The sequence below is a fragment of the Pseudodonghicola flavimaris genome (assembly GCF_030164425.1).
GTDB lineage: Bacteria > Pseudomonadota > Alphaproteobacteria > Rhodobacterales > Rhodobacteraceae > Pseudodonghicola > Pseudodonghicola flavimaris.
Genome location: NZ_JASNJD010000007.1, coordinates 55,212 through 73,660, shown reverse-complemented (window position 1 = coordinate 73,660; position 18,449 = coordinate 55,212). Strand labels below are relative to the sequence as shown.

Below are 18,449 nucleotides of genomic sequence, written 5' to 3'. Positions count from 1 at the left end.
CGGGTGCGTATTGATCCGCCCTCGGGCCGGAGGTTTTGAAAGACCCCGCCCATCCCCATCGCAAAGGGGTCTTCAAAAGCAGTCGGAGCCGCGCCACAGGGCGCGGCTCCCTCTGCGCGTTCTCATGTTCTGAAAATCGGCCCTTCTGCGGCGATCTGGCGGTACGGTCGGGCGCGGAGCAGACTCACTTCGCCCGTGCCTGTCCGGTCACGCAAAAGGGGCAGCGCCCATCGGCCCTGCCCCTTGCTGTCTCTCTCTTCGCCCCCGGACGCGTCCGGGAGACCGCGGGCGCTTAGCCCTGAGCGGCTTTCGCGACTTCAGCGGCGAAGTCTTCTTTCTCGACTTCGATGCCTTCGCCGACTTCCAGACGAATGAAGCCGGTGATCTCCGCGCCGGCCTCTTTGGCGGCGGCGCCGACGGTCAGGTCGGGGTTGATCACGAAGGCCTGATTCAGCAGGGTCGACTCGGCCACGAATTTCTTCATGCGGCCTTCGATCATTTTCTCGATCACCTGCTCCGGCTTGCCGGATTCACGGGCGATGTCGATCTGAACCTGACGCTCTTTCTCGACCACGGCGGCATCCATGTCGGCTTCGCTCAGCGCGGCCGGGTTCACGGCGGCGATATGCATGGCCACCTGCTTGCCGAAGGCTTCGTCGCCGCCGGTCATCGCGACCAGAACGCCGATCTTGCCCATGCCGTCGGTGGCGGCATTGTGCACGTAGGACACGATGGTCTCGCCCTCGATCGACGCCATCCGGCGCAGCGACATGTTCTCGCCGATGGTGGCGATCTTGTCGGTGAGGGTGGCTTCGACGGTCTTGCCGTCCAGATCGGCCGCTTTCAGCGCTTCGACGTCATCGACGCCCAGAGCGGCCTTGGCGATGCCGGCGACCATGGTCTGGAATTCTGCGTTCTTGGCAACGAAGTCGGTTTCCGAGTTCACCTCGATCGCGACACCCTTGCCACCGTCGACGACGACGGCCACCAGGCCCTCGGCGGCGGTGCGGCCGGATTTCTTCGCGGCTTTGGCCAGACCTTTGGTGCGCAGCCAGTCCACCGCGGCTTCCATGTCGCCATCGGTTTCGGTCAGCGCCTTCTTGGCGTCCATCATGCCGGCGCCGGTTGCCTCGCGCAGTTCTTTCACCTGTGCTGCAGTGATTGCCATATCTTGGCTCTCCTCAAGTCGTGTGGTGCGTCGGGGCGGTCATAGCCCGCCCCGCATGTCAATTGCGTGACAGAAGGCCTCAGGCCTCGGCCGGTGCCTCAGCAGCGGTCTCTTCTTCCAGCGCCTCTTCCATCGGAGCTTCTTCCAGCTCGCCCAGGTCGACACCGGCAGCGCCCAGCTGCGCCGACATACCGTCCAGCGCGGCACGGCTGACCAGATCGCAATAGAGCGAGATGGCGCGCGCGGCGTCGTCGTTGCCGGGAATGATGTAATCCACGCCGTCGGGCGAGCAGTTGGTATCGACCACGGCCACGACCGGGATGCCCAGCTTGTTGGCTTCGGCGATGGCGAGGGCTTCTTTCTTCACGTCGATGACGAAGAGCAGGTCCGGGACGCCGCCCATTTCACGGATGCCGCCCAGCGAAGCTTCCAGTTTCGCCTGGTCGCGTTCCATGCCCAGACGCTCTTTCTTGGTCAGGCCCTCGGCGCCGGAGTCCATCGCTTCGTCGATGTTCTTCAGACGCTGGATCGACTGGGAAACGGTTTTCCAGTTGGTCAGCGTGCCGCCCAGCCAGCGGTGGTTCATGTAGTATTGCGCGGATTTCTCTGCCGCATCGGCGATCGACTGTTGGGCCTGACGCTTGGTGCCGACGAAGAGAACGCGGCCGCCCTTGGCGACGGTGTCACGGACAGCCTGCAGCGCCTGATCCAGCATCGGAACGGTCTGGGTGAGGTCCATGATGTGGATACCGTTGCGCGCGCCATAGATGAAGGGCGACATGCGCGGGTTCCAGCGTTGGGTCTGGTGGCCGAAGTGCACGCCAGCTTCCAGCAGCTGGCGCATGGTGAACTCGGGAAGAGCCATGCGTATTTTCCTTTCCGGTTTACGCCTCGGCGGGGGTGAAGAAGCAGATGCTCCAACCGGCGGACTGACAGGGATGTCTCCCCTGTTCGGCCCAAACCCCGCCTGCGGGTTTGAATGGCGTGGCCTATAGGCGGTTTACGCCGGGGGCGCAACCCCTAAGCGCGTCTGGTGATCGCAGTCCCTGCGCGGCGGCGGTTCAGGTCCCGGCCCGCGGCAGATAGCGCTCCAGCCCGGCACGTACCACCTCTTCGGCGCGGGCGGCCAGCGCCTTGCGGTTGTCGAAATCCGACACCTTCAGCGGCGGATGATAGACCACGTCGACACGGCCGTGCCGCAGCGTTGCCAGCGTCTTGATCAGATGGCTGCCGAAGGACATGTCGCCCCACCAGCCGTAGAACCGCGCCGGCTGGCTGGCGGGGGCGTGATAGATCACGCTGACCGGCTGGATCCGCAGGCTGTGCCGCAGCTCCTCGGCAAAGAAGGCGCCGAACAGCGTGGTCTTGAACGGCAGCACCCTCAGCCCGTCGGTCGAGGTGCCCTCGGGGAAGAACAGCAGCTTGTGCCCCGCCGCCAGCCGGTCGGCAAAAAGCCGGGTCTGGGCATGGGCGTGCCGGCGGTCGCGTTCGATGAAGATGGTGCCGGTGGCGCGCGCCAGAATGCCGATCCCCGGCCAGCTGGCGACCTCGGCCTTGGACACGAAATAGATCCGCTTGGCGGCATTCAGCGTGAAGATATCCAGCCATGAGCTGTGATTGGCCACCACCGCCCCGGGCCCGCGCATCGGCCGGCCGTGGCGGGTGAAGCCGATGCCGAGGATGCGCAGCGCGTTGCGGCAGACGAACTGGGTGATGAAGGGGGTGATCGGGCGGCCACGGCCCCAGATCGGCACCTCCACCAGGCGCAAGAGCAGCAGCAGGATCAGACAGACAGTGATCAGCACGATCAGCAGCGGCGCCCGCACCGCCGCCAGTAGCCAGCCCAGGGGCGGGATCACCACCGGATCGGGCGGCGTGTCACTGGTCCAGAGCGGGCTCATCCGCTGCGGCTGCCGCTGTAGATGCGCCGCTGGCGGTCATTCATCCGCGCCGTGTCCAGCACCAGGCAGACATCTGTGGTATTGAAACTCTGGTCGACGAAGGCGCCCTCGCCGACGAAACCGCCCAGCCGAAGATAGGCCTTGATCAGCGCCGGCACCTGCACCATGGCGCTGCGGCGATCCAGTCGGTCGACCGGCACCAGATCCATGGTCTGGAAATGCGCCGGTTGCGCCCTGACCCGCAACTCCGGCGGCGCCAGGTGGTTGTGATGCAGCATCGACAGCGGTTGCGCCAGTGCGGCGATATCGGTGCCGTGGAAACTGGCGGTGCCGAACAGTACCTCGATCCCGTGTTCGGCGACATAGGCCGCCAGCCCGTTCCACAGGTGGAACATCGCGGTGCCGCCACGATACTCGGGATGCAGGCAGGACCGGCCCAGTTCCAGAAGCTTGCGGCCGGAGGCCTTGAGGACACTCAGATCGTATTCGTCCTCGGAGTAGAATTGCCCGGCCGCCACCGCCTGATCGTCGCGCAGCAGCCGGTAGACGCCGATCACCGCGCCGCTGCGGGTGTCGGTGCAGATCATGTGATCGAAGAAGGGATCGAAGCGGTCGCGTTCCAGCCCGGCCTGGTGATCGACCAGATCGCCGCCGGCACCCAGCTCCTGAACGAAAACCTGATACCGCAACGCCTGGGCGGCGCGAAGCTCTGCCTCGGTCTCGGCGATCTTGACCGTGAAATCGGGGCCGCTGTCAGGCATGGTGGTCCTTGAACGCAATGGCTTGAACGCGATGAGACGTCCGGCGTTGCGCGCTGATAGCGCATCGCGGCGCGCGATTGCAACCGGCAAGCCGGGGGGCGCTGCGGCCCTCCCGCCTCAGCTGTCGAAGACCGGGAGCAGCATCACCCGCGTTCCGTCGATGACCACCTTGCCGGCCTCTCGGAAATTCACGGTGATCTTGCTGCCGATATTCGACTGCACCTGTCCCAGGCCCCAGTCGGGGCGGTCGGGATGGCGCACCAGCATCCCCGGTTCGAGTATGGAGTTCAGATCATTCATCGGTCAGATTGGCCTCATGGAGAATCCCACCGACCTCACCCCGCAGGAGCTGTCGGCGCTGATTGCGTCGCGTATCTGTCATGATCTGATCGGCCCGATCGGCGCAATCGTCAATGGGCTTGAGCTTCTGGAGATGACCGGGACCGCCCCGGGGCCGGAGCTTGAGCTGATTTCGGACAGCGCCTTCGGCGCCAGCGCCCGGCTCAGGTTTTTCCGCATCGCCTTCGGCGCGCCGGGAGACCAGATGATCCCGCGCGCGGATATCGCCGCGATGCTGGAGCAGATCGCGCGCGAGGGGCGCATGAGCTACGACTGGCAGCCCGATGGCGCGCGCAGCCGGTCAGAGGTGAAACTGGCCTGTCTCGGCCTGTTGTGCCTGGAGGCCGCCCTGCCCCGTGGCGGCAGCATCGAGGTGGCGGAAACCCATGGTCGCTGGACCCTGACCGCCCGGGCGGAGCGGATCGCCGTCGATCCCGGGCTCTGGGCCTGGCTGGAGGGCGGTGGCGATCGGGTCACCCCGGTGCCGGCGCGGATCCAGTATCTGCTGATGCCGGCCGCCGCCGAACAGGCCGGCCGGCAGATCGAGGCGGTGCAGCAGGACGAGGCGCTGATCCTTCGGTTCTGACCGGCCCGGTGGTGCGCCCCCGGTCCCTGGGGCCCGGGGCGCACACGCCGGTTTGCCAAGGCCGCGGGTCAGCCCCGGACGGTGCCGTCGCCGGTGACCAGATATTTGAAGCTGGTCAGCTGCTCCGCCCCGACGGGGCCCCGGGCATGCATCTTGCCGGTGGCGATGCCGATTTCAGCCCCCATGCCAAACTCGCCGCCATCGGCGAATTGGGTCGAGGCATTGTGCATCAGGATGGCGCTGTCGAGCCGTTCGAAGAACCGCCCCACCGCCGCGCTGTCCTCGGTCATGATGCAATCGGTGTGATTGGAGCCGTAACGGCGGATATGGGCGATGGCGGCATCGATATCTGCCACCGGCTTGGCGGCGATGACCATATCCAGGAACTCCTGCCCCCAGTCGTCCTCGGTGGCGCGCCGGGTGCCCTCGACCTCGGCCAGGGCGCCGGCGGCATGGACATCGACCCCCGCCGCGACCAGCGCCGCGATCACCGGCTTGCCGATGGTCTCGACCACATCCTCGTGCACCAGCAGGCATTCGGCGGCGCCGCAGATGCCGGTGCGCCGGGTCTTGGCGTTCATCACCACCTTCAGCGTCTTGTCCAGATCGGCGGATTTGTCGATGTAGATATGCACGATCCCTTCGAGGTGGGCGAAGACCGGCACCCGCGCCTCGCGCTGGACCAGGCCCACCAGCCCCTTGCCGCCGCGCGGCACGATCACATCGACGTAATCGGTCATCGTCAGCAGCTCGGACACCGCCGCCCGATCGCGCGTCGGCACCAGCTGGATCGCATCGGCGGGCAGGCCGGCGGCGGTCAGCCCGTCGACCAGACAGGCGTGGATCAGGGTCGAGGAATGAAAGCTCTCCGAGCCGCCGCGCAGGATCACCGCGTTGCCGGCCTTGAGGCAGAGCGCCCCGGCATCCGCCGTCACATTGGGCCGGCTTTCGTAGATCACGCCGATCACCCCCAGGGGGGTGCGCACCCGCTCGATGTGCAGGCCCGAGGGCATGTCCCATTCGGCCACCACCGCACCGACCGGGTCGGTCTGGGCGGCGACGGTCCGCAGCCCGTCGGCAATGCCCCGGATCCGCGTCTCGTCCAGCATCAGCCGGTCCATCATCGCCGGGCTCAGCCCCTTGTCGCGGCCATAGTCCAGATCCTTGGCATTCGCGGCGATGATCTCGTCGCGCCGGGCCCAGATCGCATCTGCGGCAGCCTCCAGCGCAGCGGTCTTGCGGGCGGCTGGTGCGAAAGCCAGCTCTGCCGCGGCCGCTTTGGCCCGGGCGCCGATCTCTGCCATCAGGGCGGGGATGGTCACGCTGTCTTTCATCGCATCTGCCTTTCGTTTCAATGCAGTATCAATCAGTCTTACACCGCCATATCGTCGCGGTGGATCAGGGCCGCCCGGCCGGGGTAGCCCAGAACCTCTTCGATTTCGGCCGAGTGGTGGCCGCGGATCTTCTCCGCCTCGAGCGCGGTATAGCGGCTCAGCCCCTGGCCCATCTTGTGGCCGTTGTGATCGAGGATGGCGACCGGATCGCCACGCCCGAAATCGCCCTCCACCCGGGTGACCCCGGCGGGCAGCAGGCTCTTGCCGTTGCAAAGCGCCCGGGCGGCACCGGCATCGATGGTGATCAGCCCGCGCGGCTTCATCGCGCCGATCCAGCCCTTGCGCGCGGTCTGCGGATCCATCTGCGCGGTGAACCAGGTCGCCGGCGCGCCGGCTTCCAGCCCCTGCAGCGGGTTCATCCGCGACCCTTCGGTGATTGCCATGGCGCAGCCGGCGGCGGTGGCGGTCTGCGCCGCCAGCAGCTTGGTCTTCATCCCGCCCTTGGACAGGCCGGATCCGGCATCGCCGGCCATCGCCTCGATCTCCGCCGTGATCTCCTCGATCACGTCATAGCGATGTGCGTCGGGATCGTCGTTGGGGTTGGCGGTATAGAAGCCATCGACATCGGAGAGCAGGATCAGCCGATCGGCGCCGACGGTGACGGCGACCTGAGCCGCCAGCCGGTCGTTGTCGCCATAGCGGATCTCGTCGGTGGCGATGGTGTCGTTCTCGTTGACGATCGGCACCACGCCATAGCCCAGAAGCGTCTCCAGCGTCGCCCGGCTGTTGAGATACCGGCGGCGGTCGGCGCTGTCCTCCAGCGTCACCAGCACCTGGGCGGTGGTGATGTCATGCGGCCCCAGCACCTCCTCATAGGCGCGGGCCAGCCGGATCTGGCCCACCGCGGCGGCGGCCTGCGACTGTTCCAGCGCCAGCTCGGCCCGGGGCAATCCCAGCACGCCGCGCCCCAGCGCGATCGAACCGGAGGAGACCAGGATCACATCCATGCCGCGCGCCTTCAGCACCGCGACATCTGCGGCCAGCGATTTCAGCCAGGCGCTGCGCAGATCGCCGCTGACCCGATCCACCAGCAGGGCGGAGCCGATCTTGACGACGACGCGCTGCGCGTCGCTCAGGGTTGCCACGGTGCGGCCTCCTCTTGAGGTTTGTGGCGCAGCCGGTCGTCGTCGATCCGCGCGCGCAGGGCGCGCAGCACCTCGGTCACGCCCTCATGGCTGACGCCGGACATGGTCAGGACCGGGCCGCCGACGGCCTCTTCCAGCATCTCCCGGGCCAGCGCGCGCTCTTCCTCGTCGAGGGCATCGACCTTGTTCAACACGGTCACCCGCGGCTTGTCGGCGAGATCTCCGCCATAGGCCTCAAGCTCGCCGATGATGGTCTCGTAATCTTCGACCAGCGTGGGAGAGGTGCCGTCGACCAGATGCAGCAGCACGGCGCAGCGTTCGACATGGCCCAGGAACAGATCGCCCAGCCCGCGGCCTTCCGAGGCGCCCTCGATCAGCCCGGGGATGTCGGCCACCACGAATTCCACCCCGTCGACGCCGACGACACCCAGGTTCGGGTGCAGCGTGGTGAAGGGGTAATCCGCGATCTTCGGCCGCGCGTTGGAGGTGGCGGCGAGGAAGGTCGACTTGCCGGCATTGGGCAGCCCCAGCAGACCGGCATCGGCGATCAGTTTCAGCCGCAGCCAGATGGTGCGGTCGATGCCCTCCTGCCCGGGATTGGCGCGGCGCGGCGCCTGGTTGGTGGCGGTCTTGAAATGCAGGTTGCCGAAGCCGCCGTTGCCGCCGCGCGCCAGCACGATGCGGTCGCCCAGGGTGGAGAGATCGGCGATCACCGTCTCCTGGTCCTCATCGAGGATCTCGGTGCCGACGGGAACCTTCAGCAGGATGTCGCTGCCGTCCTTGCCGGTGCGCTGCTGGCCCATGCCGGACTGGCCGTTCTGAGCGAAGAAATGCTGCTGATAGCGGAAATCGATCAGCGTGTTCAGCCCGTCCACGGCCTCGGCAATGACAGAGCCGCCTTTGCCGCCGTCACCGCCGTCCGGCCCGCCGTATTCGATGAACTTTTCACGCCGGAAGCTGATGCATCCGTTCCCCCCGGCACCGGACCGGATGTAGACCTTTGCGAGATCGAGAAATTTCATGAGCGTTCCCTAACGCAAAGGACCATCCAGCCTCAATCAGAGTTTTCGGCTGTAGGTCCAGGTGGGTACAGTGGCATCGCGCGCCACCGAATAGATTTCGGCATCGCCCAGATAGGCAAAACCACAATGGGTCAGCACCCGGGCCGAGGCCGGGTTGTCCTGGAACACGCTGGCGAACATGGTGGCGTTCTTCAGCGGATTGGCCGCGATCAGCCCTTCCACCGCCTCGGACGCCATGCCGGTGTTCCAGAACAGCGGCGCCACCCAGTAGCTGACTTCGGACTGGTTGCGATCCATCTTCTTCAGATTGATCAGGCCCAGGAGCTCACCCTCGCCGGACTTGGTCCCGTCGATGGCCCAGACGTCGGCTTCCGACTCGGGCGACATCGCCCGGGTGACAAAGGCCTCCGCCGCGCCGGGCGGATAGGGATGCGGGATCGAGGTGGTCATCTTCGCCACCCGCGCGTCACCGGCATAGAGCGCAATAAGCCCCATGTCCGACCGCCGCAGCGGGCGCAGCGTAACACGGTCGGTCTCGATGACCGGCAGCGCACTGATCTGATCCATCTTCATCTGTCTGTTCCTCCTCCGAACATCACAGGGCCTTGGGACCGGTTTTGCAGTAAACCGTGACACTCATATGTTTTTCCACTGTCCTCGCCGCAAGGGGCAGGCTCGTGCCCCGGCGGCTGAAACGAGAAAGGGGACCGGCGGTTTCGCCGATCCCCCTAAGTTCTTGAACCCTTCAGGTTACGGCTTACTCAGCGGCCTCCGCCACCGGCAGGACCGAAATGAAGGTGCGGCCCTTGAGGCCCTTGTGGAACTTCACGGCGCCGTCGGTGGTTGCAAAGATGGTGTGATCTTTGCCCATGCCAACGCCTTCGCCCGGCCAGAACTTGGTGCCGCGCTGACGCACGATGATGTTGCCCGGGATGACGGCCTGGCCGCCATACAGTTTCACGCCGAGGCGGCGACCGTCAGAGTCGCGACCGTTGCGGGAAGAACCGCCAGCTTTCTTGTGTGCCATTCGTCTGTCTCCTTAGCCCTGGGCCAGCTCTTTGGCCTGTTCGACCCACTCGGGCTTCACTTTGACCGCGTCGATAGCAGCAATCGCGTCTTCCGACAAGGCTGCGATCTGGGCGAAGCTGGTCAGGCCGGCCTCGTTCAGCTTTTTGGCAGCTGCGGGACCGACGCCGGTGATCTGGGTCAGATCGTCGCCAGCGGCAGCGGCGGGAGCGGCAGCCGGAGCGGCGGAGGCGGCAACAGCGCCCTTGCCGGTGGCAGCCTTGACGCCGGTGGCGTCTGCACCCGAGGTCAGGATCTCGGTGATCTTGACGAGCGTCAGCTTCTGACGGTGGCCCTTGGTACGTTTGCTGGAGTGCTTCCGGCGACGACGCACGAAGTGGATGACCTTGTCACCCTTGATCTGATCGATCACTTCGGCCTGCACGGCAGCCCCGGCAACGAAGGGCGCACCGACGACGGGGGCGTCGCCACCCAGCATCAGCACGTCATTGAATTGAACTTTCTCGCCGGCATCGGCAGCCAGTTTTTCCACGCGGAGCACGTCGCCCGCCTGGACTTTATACTGCTTGCCACCGGTCTTGAGGACCGCGAACATGGGTCATTCCTTTTCGTTGCCGCGTCCTGTGGTCCCCGCTCCGGGGTGTTGCGGTCCGGGACGATCCCGGTCCACCGTCGGACAGCGCGCCCCTTTCGGAGCGTCATGATAGAGAAACCCGGCGCGCCAGTGACGGGCCGGGATGCGCGCTTATGGACAGATCGCCCTGCCATGTCAAGCCGTGATGTCAACCGGTGTTCCGGGGCGCGGCAGCAGGTCGTTTCGGCCGCTACAGCCGGCTTGAGGCCAGAGCCCCGGCCAGCCGCAGCCCGAGGGTATAGGAGATCTCCTCATAGAGCCGGGCGAAGCCGCTGAACAGCGCCTTGTTCACCGCCTGCCCCGCCGGGCTTTCGACGAAATCGGTATAGCGTGTCAGCTCGGCGTCCGACAGCGGCGTGTAGGACAGCAGCAGATAGGCCGTCAGCCAGCTGTCGACCTGATCGCGGGTCTCTGCCTCCTGCGCCCGGACCTGGTCCAGCAGGATGGCATCGCCGGCCTCGATGGCGCCGCCGCGCGACAGCCCGCGCATGAAGGCGAAATTGCTGTTGAGCGCGCTGGCGACATTGCGGTCGATCAGATCCATCGCCGCGATATACCGGCCCACCGCGGCGAGCCGGGGATCGCCGGCGCGGCGCAGGGTGGCGAGCCTGTCCCGCGCGGCGGTCTCCACATCCGGGTCGCGCATGGCCACGCGGGCGGAGATTTCCAGCCCCAGTACCCGCTGCCCCAGATCGGAGCCGAAGAAGCCCTCGGTGGCGGCAATCTCGGCCGGGGTCAGCCCGTCCTGCAGCGCCGCGCGCATCGCCGCCTGAATCCGCCCGGCATCGTAAATCCGGTCGAGCTCTGAGGCCCAGTAGCTGCCGCCCTGCCCCTCCAGCATCTCCCGATCCAATGCGGCACCGTCCTGCAGTCCCTCCTGCCGCAGCGCCTCGGCCAGATCCGGCAGCCGCAGGAGCTGGGCCAGATCCGCCGCCATCCCCCGCGCCGGCGCCATCGCCAGCCCGGCGACGATGAGCAGCACCACGATCAGGGAGGATCCCCGGCGCCGCATCGCTCAGATATCCTGACCGGGCCGCAGCCCCGCCATCCGCGCCGCCAGCGCCTCGAAGCGGTTGGCCATGATTTCGAACTGCACCGCGCTGAGCAGCTCGTAGACGCTTTGCATCTCCGGGGTTTTCAGCGCTTCGGTATAGCTGGCGATCTCAGCGGTGGTGAAATCGCGATAGGTATAGGCCGCCCCCGCCAGAGCCGAGGCGCGGATCGCCGCCCTGAGCTCGGCCTCATTGCGTTTCAGCAGCGCCCTCAGCCCGTCGGCATCGGTGCGCAGTTCCACCACCCCGGCGGCGCTGGCGGCCATCAGAAAGCGGAACTGGATCTCCTGCAGCGCCCGCAGGCTGGTTTCGTCCGCCCCGGTCGCATCGGTCATCTGCTGCAGCCGGGCGACCCGCTCGGGATCGCTCTGCCGCAGGTCGTCCAGAATCGTCTCGCCCTCGGCCTTCTTGGCCTGGTCGTCGCTGCGCTGTTGCGAGGCATTCTCCGCTGCCACCAGCCGCTGGCCGAGATCGGAGGCGTAGAACTCCGCCGCATGGGCCAAGGCGTTGTCGCTCAGCGTCGGTTCCAGCAGCTCCAGCGCCATGGTGCGCATCGTCTTGGGATCGAAGACCTCCTGCGACAGCCGTTCCCACTCCGACCCGAAGGCACCGGGATCTACCCCCAGCATCTTCGGCGCGGCCGAGGCCGAGAGCGCGATACTGTCCAGCGCCACATCGAATCCTGTCACCTTCAGAAAGGCCTCGATCCGCTGCCGGTCGGCGGCCTGCCCGGCCTGAGGCAGGAACAGGCAGGCCAGGGTCACGGCCAGAGCGAGGGCGAACATCGTGACCCGCGGCAGAAGATGCCGCAGCGGCAGCGGGAAAAGCGGGGCGAAACGGGCGGTGTGGGGCTGGCTCATGACTGAAAGGTAAGAGATTTTCGCCGCCCGGCAACGGAAAATCCAAGAAAAGCGAAAGCCTGCCCAAAAGGGCCCTTGCAACGGTCTGCGGTTGCCTTTAAACGCACCCCCCACAGACCCCCGCGGAGAGGTGCCGGAGTGGTCGAACGGGGCGGTCTCGAAAACCGTTGTGGGTGCAAGCCCACCCAGGGTTCGAATCCCTGTCTCTCCGCCACAACGCCCTGGGGCGTTGGTGCCAAACTCCAGTATTATTGGGCTTTTCAAGCATATAGACCACCGCCCGGCGGGAATGTGCGTCCGTCTTTGCTGCGCATGGCGGCGTGAAAAGGACCTGTGCTCCGGCGCGCTGTGATGCGGCGCCGGAGTGGCCATCTGCCCTCAGCGACGGCGCAGTTCGTGGGCCATCACCAGCCCGTAGCCGGCCAGTACCACCACCGCCAGGGTGAACCAGGTGATCGCATAGCTCAGATGCGAGTTGCGGAAGCTGACCACGGTTCGCCCGCCCCTTGGCCAGGCCTGGGGATCGCCCAGCTCCGCATCGACGAAATAGGGCGCCGCCCGCTCGTATCCCTTGGCGCGGGTGATCGAGCCGATGTCGCGGCGATACCAGTTGCCGTTCTCGGGATCGTTCTTGCGGGAAAACAGCCAGCCTCGGTCCTCGGACATCCGCAACAGCCCGGTGACGGTGACCTCGCCGGTCTCGATGTCATAGTCGCCGGCCTGCGCCCGCGCCTCCGGCACCACGCCGCGGTTGATCATCACGATGGTGCCGTCGTCGCGCAGCAGCGGGGTCAGCACCCAGTCGCCCGGCCCGTAGTCCGAGGGCGTATAGATCAGCACCGTCTGATCGTTCAGGAACCGGCCGCTCAGCCGCACCCGGGTGTATTCGGCGCTCTCCGCGGTTAGCCCGTCCCAGGCCTCCGGCCCGGGGGCGGCGACGGGATCGGCGTGAATGCGGCTGTCGACCCGTTCGATCAGGTCGAGCTTCCAGTGCAGGCGATGCACCTGCCAGATGCCGAGACGGGAAAACCCCGCCACGCCGATCAGCGCGATCAGGGTCAGGACGATCAGCCGGGGCCAGCGCAGGCTCTGCATCGGGTCTCTCCATGAAAAACGCCGGGGCCGACGCGCGGCCCCGGCGGTGATTGCGTCCGCGTCGGATCAGCCCTGCTGCGACTGCAGGTTCAGCATCTGATCCATGTCGGGCATCGGCATCATGTTCACGTTCATGTTGTGCATGACCCAGAGCGAGCCCGCCAGCACGATGAACAGGATGATGATGGCCAGCAACGTCGAACCGAGGGTCCAGCCCTCTTCGGAATCGCCGCTGACATGCAGGAAATAGACCAGATGCACGATGATCTGCACCGCGCCCAGGCCCATGATGATGCCGATCAGCGTGGTGCGCTCCATCTCGACCTCGCCCATGACGAGGGCGAAGGGAATGATGGTCAGGATCGCCGCCAGGGCGAAGCCGATCATCAGCCGGCCCATGGTGCCGTGGCTGGCGTGTTGGGTATGGTCGCTCATCAGATCAGCCTCACCAGATAGACGAAGGAGAACACCCCGATCCACACCAGATCGAGGAAGTGCCAGAACATGCTGAGCGTGCCCAGACGGCGCATGTTGGCGCCGATCAGCCCGTGCATGCGCAGCTGGATCACCAGGGTGATCAGCCAGATCAGACCGCCGGTCACGTGCAGACCGTGGGTGCCGACCAGCACGAAGAAGGCCGACAGGAAGGCCGAGCGGTCCGGCCCTGCCCCAATATGGATCAGGTGGCGGAACTCGTAGATCTCCATCGCGATGAAGCCGGCGCCGAGCAGGCCGGTCACCACCAGCCACATCAGCGTGCCGTTCAACCGGCCCTTGTCGGCCTGCAGCATGCCCAGCCCGAAGGTGATCGAGGAGAACAGCAGCAGCGCGGTTTCCACCGCCACGAAGCCGGGTTCGAACAGATCCTTGGGCCCCGGACCGCCGGCATAGTTATAGCCCAGCACAGCATAGGTGGCGAAGAGTGCACCGAAGATGATGCAGTCGCTCATCAGGTAGATCCAGAACCCGATCGGCGTCGGGCTGGCGTGATGACCGCCGTGGGCGTCATGGCCCGCGGCAGCGCCGGCCCCCGTTGCGGGGGCGGGCTGGGTCACGTCGAGCGGGCTCATGCCATGGCTCCTTTTGCTTCGGTCGCGGCGACTTCATCGACGGGGATGTAGTAGTCGCGGTTGTAGTTGAAGGTATGGCCGATACCGATCACCAGCATGCCGAGGAAGCTCAGCAGCGCCAGCCACCAGATGTACCAGACCATGGCAAAGCCGAAGACCAGGGCGCCGGCGGCCAGCAGAACACCGGTTGCGGTGCCCTTGGGCATATGGATCGGCGCATAGTTGGTCGACCAGCTGAAACCTTCCTGTTTCATCCGCCAGAACTCTTCCCGGCCGCGGACGGTGATGTCCTGCGGGAAGTTATAGGGCGCCGGCGGCGACTGGGTGGCCCATTCCAGGGTCCGGGCATCCCAGGGGTCGTTGCCACAGGCGAGCGCCTTGCGGTTCATGATCGACACGTAGAAGTTGATGAAGGTCGACACGATGCCCAGCAGGATCAGGAAGGCGCCGAAGGCCGCGACGATGAAATAGGGCTGCCAGCCGGCATCGGGGTACATGTTGACCCGGCGGGTCGCCCCCATCAGCCCCAGCGCATAGAGCGGCATGAAGGCGAAGTAGAAGCCGGTGAACCAGAACCAGAAGCTGCGACGCCCCCATTTCTCGCTGAGCCGGAAGCCGAAGGCCTTGGGCCACCAGTAGGTGACGGCGGCATAGACGGCGAAGACCACCCCGCCGATGATCACGTTATGGAAGTGCGCGATCAGGAACAGCGTGTTGTGCAGCTGGAAGTCGACCGGCGGCACCGCCAGCAGAACCCCGGTCATGCCACCGATGGTGAAGGTGATCAGGAAGCCGATGGTCCAGAGCATCGGAACTTCGAGCCGGACCTTGCCCTTGTACATGGTGAAGAGCCAGTTGAAGATCTTCACACCCGTCGGCACCGCGATAATCATCGTGGTGATCCCGAAGAAGGTGTTCACATTGGCGCCCGACCCCATGGTGAAGAAGTGGTGCAGCCAGACGACGAACGACAGGATCATGATGCAGGCAGTGGCCCAGACCATGGTCTTGTAGCCGAAGATCGGTTTGCCGGAAAAGGTCGACACGATTTCCGAGAACACCCCGAAGCAGGGGATGATCAGGATATAGACCTCCGGGTGACCCCAGATCCAGATCAGGTTGATGTACATCATCGCGTTCCCACCAAAGTCATTGGTGAAGAAGTGGAACCCGAGATAGCGGTCGAGCGTCAGCAGCGCCAGGGTGGCGGTTAGCACCGGGAAGGCCACCACGATCAGCACGTTGGTGATCAGCGTGGTCCAGGCGAAGATCGGCATGTCCATCAGCTTCATCCCGGGCGCCCGCATCTTCAGGATGGTGGCGATCAGGTTGATGCCCGACAGCGTGGTGCCGACCCCGGCGATCTGCAGCGACCAGAGGTAGTAATCCATCCCCGGTCCGGTACTGAAACTCGGCCCCGACAACGGCGGGAAGGCGAGCCAGCCGACGCGTCCGAATTCCCCGATGAACAGCGAGACGTTGACCAGCAGCGCGCCGGCAACCGTCATCCAGAAGGAGAAGTTGTTGAGGAAGGGGAAGGCCACGTCACGGGCGCCGATCTGCAGCGGCATGACATAGTTCATGATGCCGGTGACGAAGACCATCGCCACGAAGAAGATCATGATCACGCCATGCGCGGTGAAGACCTGGTCGAAGTGGTGCGGCGGCAGATAGCCCTCTGCCCCGCCGGCGGCCATCGCCTGCTGGGCGCGCATCATCAGCGCGTCGGCAAAGCCGCGGATCAGCATGATGAAGCCCAGCACCATGTACATGATGCCGATCTTCTTGTGGTCGACGCTGGTGACCCAGTTCTTCCACAGCGGCATCCAGAGCCGGAAGTAGGTCATCAGCACCAGCACCACCAGCCCGCCAAACGCGATGCCGGCGAAGGTGCCGATCAGGATCGGCTCGTGGTAGGGGATCCAATCGAGCGTCAGCCGCCCGAAAATCGGCGAGAAGGTCTCGGCCGGTTGTATCTGTTCAGTTGACATTGGTCTTGGTCTCCTTGGGCGTCACGCTGCAGATCTCCTCGGGCGAGAAGAGGAAGGCATGCGTGTCCAGCTCCGGAAGGTTCGAGGGCAGATCGACCGGGTTGCCGAACCCGTCGATGGCGCGCTTGCGGTCGTAATCATAGGCGGCGGCATTCGGGATGCCGGCCAGACCGCCGCCCCCCATCATGTCCTGCATCATCATGTCACCCATGCAGACCTTGTTGTCCTCGACGCACATGCCGACGACCCGTTCGAAGAGCCCGTCTTCGACCGACCCGTAGTAGCGCACCGGGGTGGCGATGCTGGGCTGCTCCAGCGTCAGATAGCTGGCGCGGGTCAGCGGCTCGCCCTCGGACTTGGCCTTGGCGACCCAGGCCAGGAAGTCCTCGTCGCTCATCGCCAGGGTGTTGAAGGTCATATGCGAGAAACCCGGCCCCGAATAATGCGCCGAGCGGCCCGGATAGGTGCCCGTGTGATCGGCGATCAGGTGCAGCTTGGTCTCCATCCCGGCCATGGAATAGACCATGCCGCCGAGCGCGGGGATCGACAGCGTGTTCATCACCGTCGAGGAGCTGAGGCTGAAGTTGATCGGCCGGCCGGCGGGGATCGGCAGCTCGTTGACCGAAGCGACGCCGAATTCCGGGTAGATGAACAGCCATTTCCAGTCCAGCGAGACCGCCTGGACCTCAACCGGCTTGCCGGCCTCCAGATGATCGAGCGGACGATAGGGGTCGAGCCGGTGGGTATAGACGTAGGTGTACCAGCCCAGAGCCACGATGATCAGGATCGGCACCCCCCAGATCACCGCTTCGAGCTTGTTGGAATGCTCGAAACTGGGATCGTAATCCGAGGTGTCGGGCCGCTCGGCGCGGTATTTCAGCGGGAAATAGACCGACATCACCAGGACGGGGATGATCACGATCAGCATCAGCAGGGTCGAGATGATCAGGAGGTCGCGTTCCTGACCCCCGACCCAACCCCGCGGCGCGAGGACATGGTACTGGCAGCCCGAAAGCGCAAAGGCGCCTGCGATTGCCAGCAGGGGTTTCTTGAGTTTCAAGTTGAGCCTCTTGGTCTTGTCCGAAGTGCCGAAGAGCAAGCAAGGGCCAAGCGGCAATCGGGATCGCGAGTGAATGTGCGGGGCCTAAGGGGCTGCAATCAGTGCCGCACTGCGGCGGAGCGCCGCACCCCCTTTTCCTGCGCCGATCCGACCCGGGCGTCGTGCGCGGGCCCGAACGCGCTGAAAATCCGCATTTCGGGAAAATACCCCGGTTTTCCACCTATTTTAGCGGACGGCGATGTTTCGCTCAGATCACGGCGCTGTTCACGATAACGTGACGTTAGCCGTGAACGGATCTGTCATGGATCAAGGTGCGGTGGCGCCGCGCTGCGGCATTTCCCGCCGCCCGCGCCGAATCGAAGCGCTGCCGGACCGCCTCCGCGCCGGCGCCGGTTCCGGCGGCGGGCCCCTGCCCCGCCGGGCGCCGGCCCTCACCGCACTGGACGTTCGCCACCCATGCATCATATTTTACTATCGCATACCTGAATTTCGATAGGACCTTGCGATGATAGACAAGCTGGAGATGCTGCTGGCGCTGGCCAAGGAAAAGCACTTCGGCCGCGCCGCCGAAACGCTGGGGATCACCCAGCCGACGCTCTCCGCCGGGATCCGCCGGCTGGAGGAACAGCTGGGCGTGCGGCTGGTGCAGCGCGGCTCGCGCTATGGCGGGCTGACGCCGGAGGGGCAGCGGGCGCTGGACTGGGCTCGGCGCATCGTCGGCGACAGCCGCCGCCTGCGCGACGAGATGCGCGCCTCCCACGCCGGGCTGTCGGGGCATCTGCGCATCGCGGTGATCCCCACCGCCCTGACCTGGGCGGCCCGGCTGACCGCCGGCTATTCCGAGCGTCACCCCAATGTCAGCTTCACCGTGCTGTCGCGGTCGTCCGGCGAGATCCTGCAGATGCTCGACAACCTCGATGTCGATGCCGGGATCACCTATCTCGACAACGAACCGCTGGGTCGGATGGAAAGCCGCGAGCTCTATCGCGAGGACTACGCGCTGGTCTGTCCGCGGCACCACCCGATGGCGCAGCGCGACACAATCGCCTGGGCCGAGCTGTCGGGGCAGCGGCTGTGCCTGCTGACCCCGGACATGCAGAACCGGCGGATCATCAATCGCAACCTGATGGAGGCCGGGGTGACGCCCGAGGTGCGGGTGGAATCGAATTCCACCATCGTCATGGTCAATACCGTGCTGAACGGCCCTTTCGCCACCATCCTGCCCGAGGATATGGCCCGGTTCACCGCCGCCGGCCACGATCTGGCGCTGATCCCGATCGAGCGGCGCGGCAGTCGGCCGGCCGTGGGGATGATCGCGCCGCAGCAGGACCCGGCGACCCCGGTGCTGCAGGCGCTGCTGAAACTGGCCGAGGCGCTGCGGCGGCACGATTGAGGCGCTCACGAC

The 18,449-nt window shown here is 65.6% G+C and carries 20 protein-coding genes and 1 tRNA gene; 3 read left to right on the top strand and 18 right to left on the bottom strand.

What is annotated here, in order from left to right; genetic code table 11:
* Positions 1-292 precede the first annotated feature (292 nt).
* The 5 genes from tsf to QO033_RS11190 all read right to left on the bottom strand — a co-directional run bounded on the left by tsf (position 293) and on the right by QO033_RS11190 (position 4,130).
* On the bottom strand, positions 293-1,168 hold the full coding sequence (gene tsf / locus QO033_RS11210) for a translation elongation factor Ts (RefSeq protein ID WP_284481063.1): 876 nt from the start codon (positions 1,166-1,168) through the stop codon (positions 293-295).
* Between the two features lie 79 nt (positions 1,169-1,247).
* Positions 1,248-2,033, bottom strand: coding sequence for a 30S ribosomal protein S2 (rpsB, locus tag QO033_RS11205; protein WP_284481062.1), 786 nt, complete (start codon positions 2,031-2,033; stop codon positions 1,248-1,250).
* Between the two features lie 196 nt (positions 2,034-2,229).
* Complete coding sequence (locus QO033_RS11200) at positions 2,230-3,069, bottom strand: lysophospholipid acyltransferase family protein (RefSeq protein ID WP_284481061.1); 840 nt, start codon at positions 3,067-3,069, stop codon at positions 2,230-2,232.
* Positions 3,066-3,830 carry a GNAT family N-acetyltransferase gene (locus tag QO033_RS11195; protein ID WP_284481060.1) on the bottom strand — a complete coding sequence of 255 codons (765 nt, stop codon included), beginning with the start codon at positions 3,828-3,830 and terminating at the stop codon, positions 3,066-3,068. The genes QO033_RS11200 and QO033_RS11195 overlap by 4 nt, the downstream gene beginning before the upstream one ends.
* A gap of 117 nt (positions 3,831-3,947) precedes the next feature.
* Positions 3,948-4,130, bottom strand: coding sequence for a DUF3553 domain-containing protein (locus tag QO033_RS11190; RefSeq protein WP_284481059.1), 183 nt, complete (start codon positions 4,128-4,130; stop codon positions 3,948-3,950).
* 16 nt (positions 4,131-4,146) lie between these two features.
* On the opposite strand from QO033_RS11190, the gene QO033_RS11185 reads away from it, so the two are divergent.
* Complete coding sequence (locus QO033_RS11185; protein WP_284481058.1) at positions 4,147-4,755, top strand: histidine phosphotransferase family protein; 609 nt, start codon at positions 4,147-4,149, stop codon at positions 4,753-4,755.
* A 68-nt stretch (positions 4,756-4,823) separates the two neighbouring features.
* Here the strand turns inward: QO033_RS11185 and QO033_RS11180 are convergent, their stop codons facing one another.
* The 8 genes from QO033_RS11180 to QO033_RS11145 form a co-directional block, all read right to left on the bottom strand.
* Positions 4,824-6,089, bottom strand: a complete 1,266-nt coding sequence (locus QO033_RS11180; RefSeq protein ID WP_284481057.1) for a glutamate-5-semialdehyde dehydrogenase — start codon at positions 6,087-6,089, stop codon at positions 4,824-4,826.
* A gap of 38 nt (positions 6,090-6,127) precedes the next feature.
* On the bottom strand, positions 6,128-7,234 hold the full coding sequence (proB, locus tag QO033_RS11175; RefSeq protein ID WP_284481056.1) for a glutamate 5-kinase: 1,107 nt from the start codon (positions 7,232-7,234) through the stop codon (positions 6,128-6,130).
* Entirely contained in the window at positions 7,222-8,256 is a 1,035-nt protein-coding gene (obgE, locus tag QO033_RS11170) for a GTPase ObgE (RefSeq protein WP_284481055.1), read from the bottom strand. The genes proB and obgE overlap by 13 nt, the downstream gene beginning before the upstream one ends.
* Positions 8,257-8,292: 36 nt before the next feature.
* On the bottom strand, positions 8,293-8,829 hold the full coding sequence (locus QO033_RS11165; protein ID WP_284481054.1) for a GNAT family N-acetyltransferase: 537 nt from the start codon (positions 8,827-8,829) through the stop codon (positions 8,293-8,295).
* A 184-nt stretch (positions 8,830-9,013) separates the two neighbouring features.
* A complete protein-coding gene (rpmA, locus tag QO033_RS11160) occupies positions 9,014-9,283 on the bottom strand; it encodes a 50S ribosomal protein L27 (RefSeq protein WP_284481053.1) in 270 nt (89 codons plus the stop codon).
* A 12-nt stretch (positions 9,284-9,295) separates the two neighbouring features.
* Positions 9,296-9,877, bottom strand: a complete 582-nt coding sequence (locus QO033_RS11155; protein WP_284481052.1) for a 50S ribosomal protein L21 — start codon at positions 9,875-9,877, stop codon at positions 9,296-9,298.
* Positions 9,878-10,106: 229 nt separating this feature from the next.
* The gene (locus QO033_RS11150) at positions 10,107-10,928 is read right to left on the bottom strand and encodes a DUF2059 domain-containing protein (protein ID WP_284481051.1); all 822 of its coding nucleotides are present in this window, start codon (positions 10,926-10,928) and stop codon (positions 10,107-10,109) included.
* A 3-nt stretch (positions 10,929-10,931) separates the two neighbouring features.
* Positions 10,932-11,828, bottom strand: a complete 897-nt coding sequence (locus QO033_RS11145) for a DUF2059 domain-containing protein (protein WP_284481050.1) — start codon at positions 11,826-11,828, stop codon at positions 10,932-10,934.
* A 124-nt stretch (positions 11,829-11,952) separates the two neighbouring features.
* Between QO033_RS11145 and QO033_RS11140 the strand changes: the two genes are divergently transcribed.
* A tRNA-Ser gene (locus QO033_RS11140) sits at positions 11,953-12,042 on the top strand.
* A gap of 164 nt (positions 12,043-12,206) precedes the next feature.
* On the opposite strand, the gene QO033_RS11135 is transcribed toward QO033_RS11140, so the two are convergent.
* The 5 genes from QO033_RS11135 to cyoA form a co-directional block, all read right to left on the bottom strand.
* Positions 12,207-12,923 carry an SURF1 family protein gene (locus tag QO033_RS11135; protein WP_284481049.1) on the bottom strand — a complete coding sequence of 239 codons (717 nt, stop codon included), beginning with the start codon at positions 12,921-12,923 and terminating at the stop codon, positions 12,207-12,209.
* Between the two features lie 66 nt (positions 12,924-12,989).
* Positions 12,990-13,358: a cytochrome o ubiquinol oxidase subunit IV gene (cyoD, locus tag QO033_RS11130; RefSeq protein WP_284481048.1), complete on the bottom strand. Its 369-nt coding sequence runs from the start codon at positions 13,356-13,358 to the stop codon at positions 12,990-12,992.
* Positions 13,358-13,993, bottom strand: coding sequence for a cytochrome o ubiquinol oxidase subunit III (cyoC, locus tag QO033_RS11125; RefSeq protein ID WP_284481047.1), 636 nt, complete (start codon positions 13,991-13,993; stop codon positions 13,358-13,360). The genes cyoD and cyoC overlap by 1 nt, the downstream gene beginning before the upstream one ends.
* Positions 13,990-15,984, bottom strand: coding sequence for a cytochrome o ubiquinol oxidase subunit I (gene cyoB / locus QO033_RS11120; protein ID WP_284481046.1), 1,995 nt, complete (start codon positions 15,982-15,984; stop codon positions 13,990-13,992). Before cyoB ends, cyoC begins: the two co-directional genes overlap by 4 nt.
* On the bottom strand, positions 15,974-17,044 hold the full coding sequence (gene cyoA / locus QO033_RS11115; RefSeq protein WP_284481045.1) for a ubiquinol oxidase subunit II: 1,071 nt from the start codon (positions 17,042-17,044) through the stop codon (positions 15,974-15,976). The genes cyoB and cyoA overlap by 11 nt, the downstream gene beginning before the upstream one ends.
* Before the next feature lie 505 nt (positions 17,045-17,549).
* On the opposite strand from cyoA, the gene QO033_RS11110 reads away from it, so the two are divergent.
* The gene (locus tag QO033_RS11110; RefSeq protein WP_284481044.1) at positions 17,550-18,437 is read left to right on the top strand and encodes a LysR family transcriptional regulator; all 888 of its coding nucleotides are present in this window, start codon (positions 17,550-17,552) and stop codon (positions 18,435-18,437) included.
* The last annotated feature ends 12 nt before the right edge of the window (positions 18,438-18,449 follow it).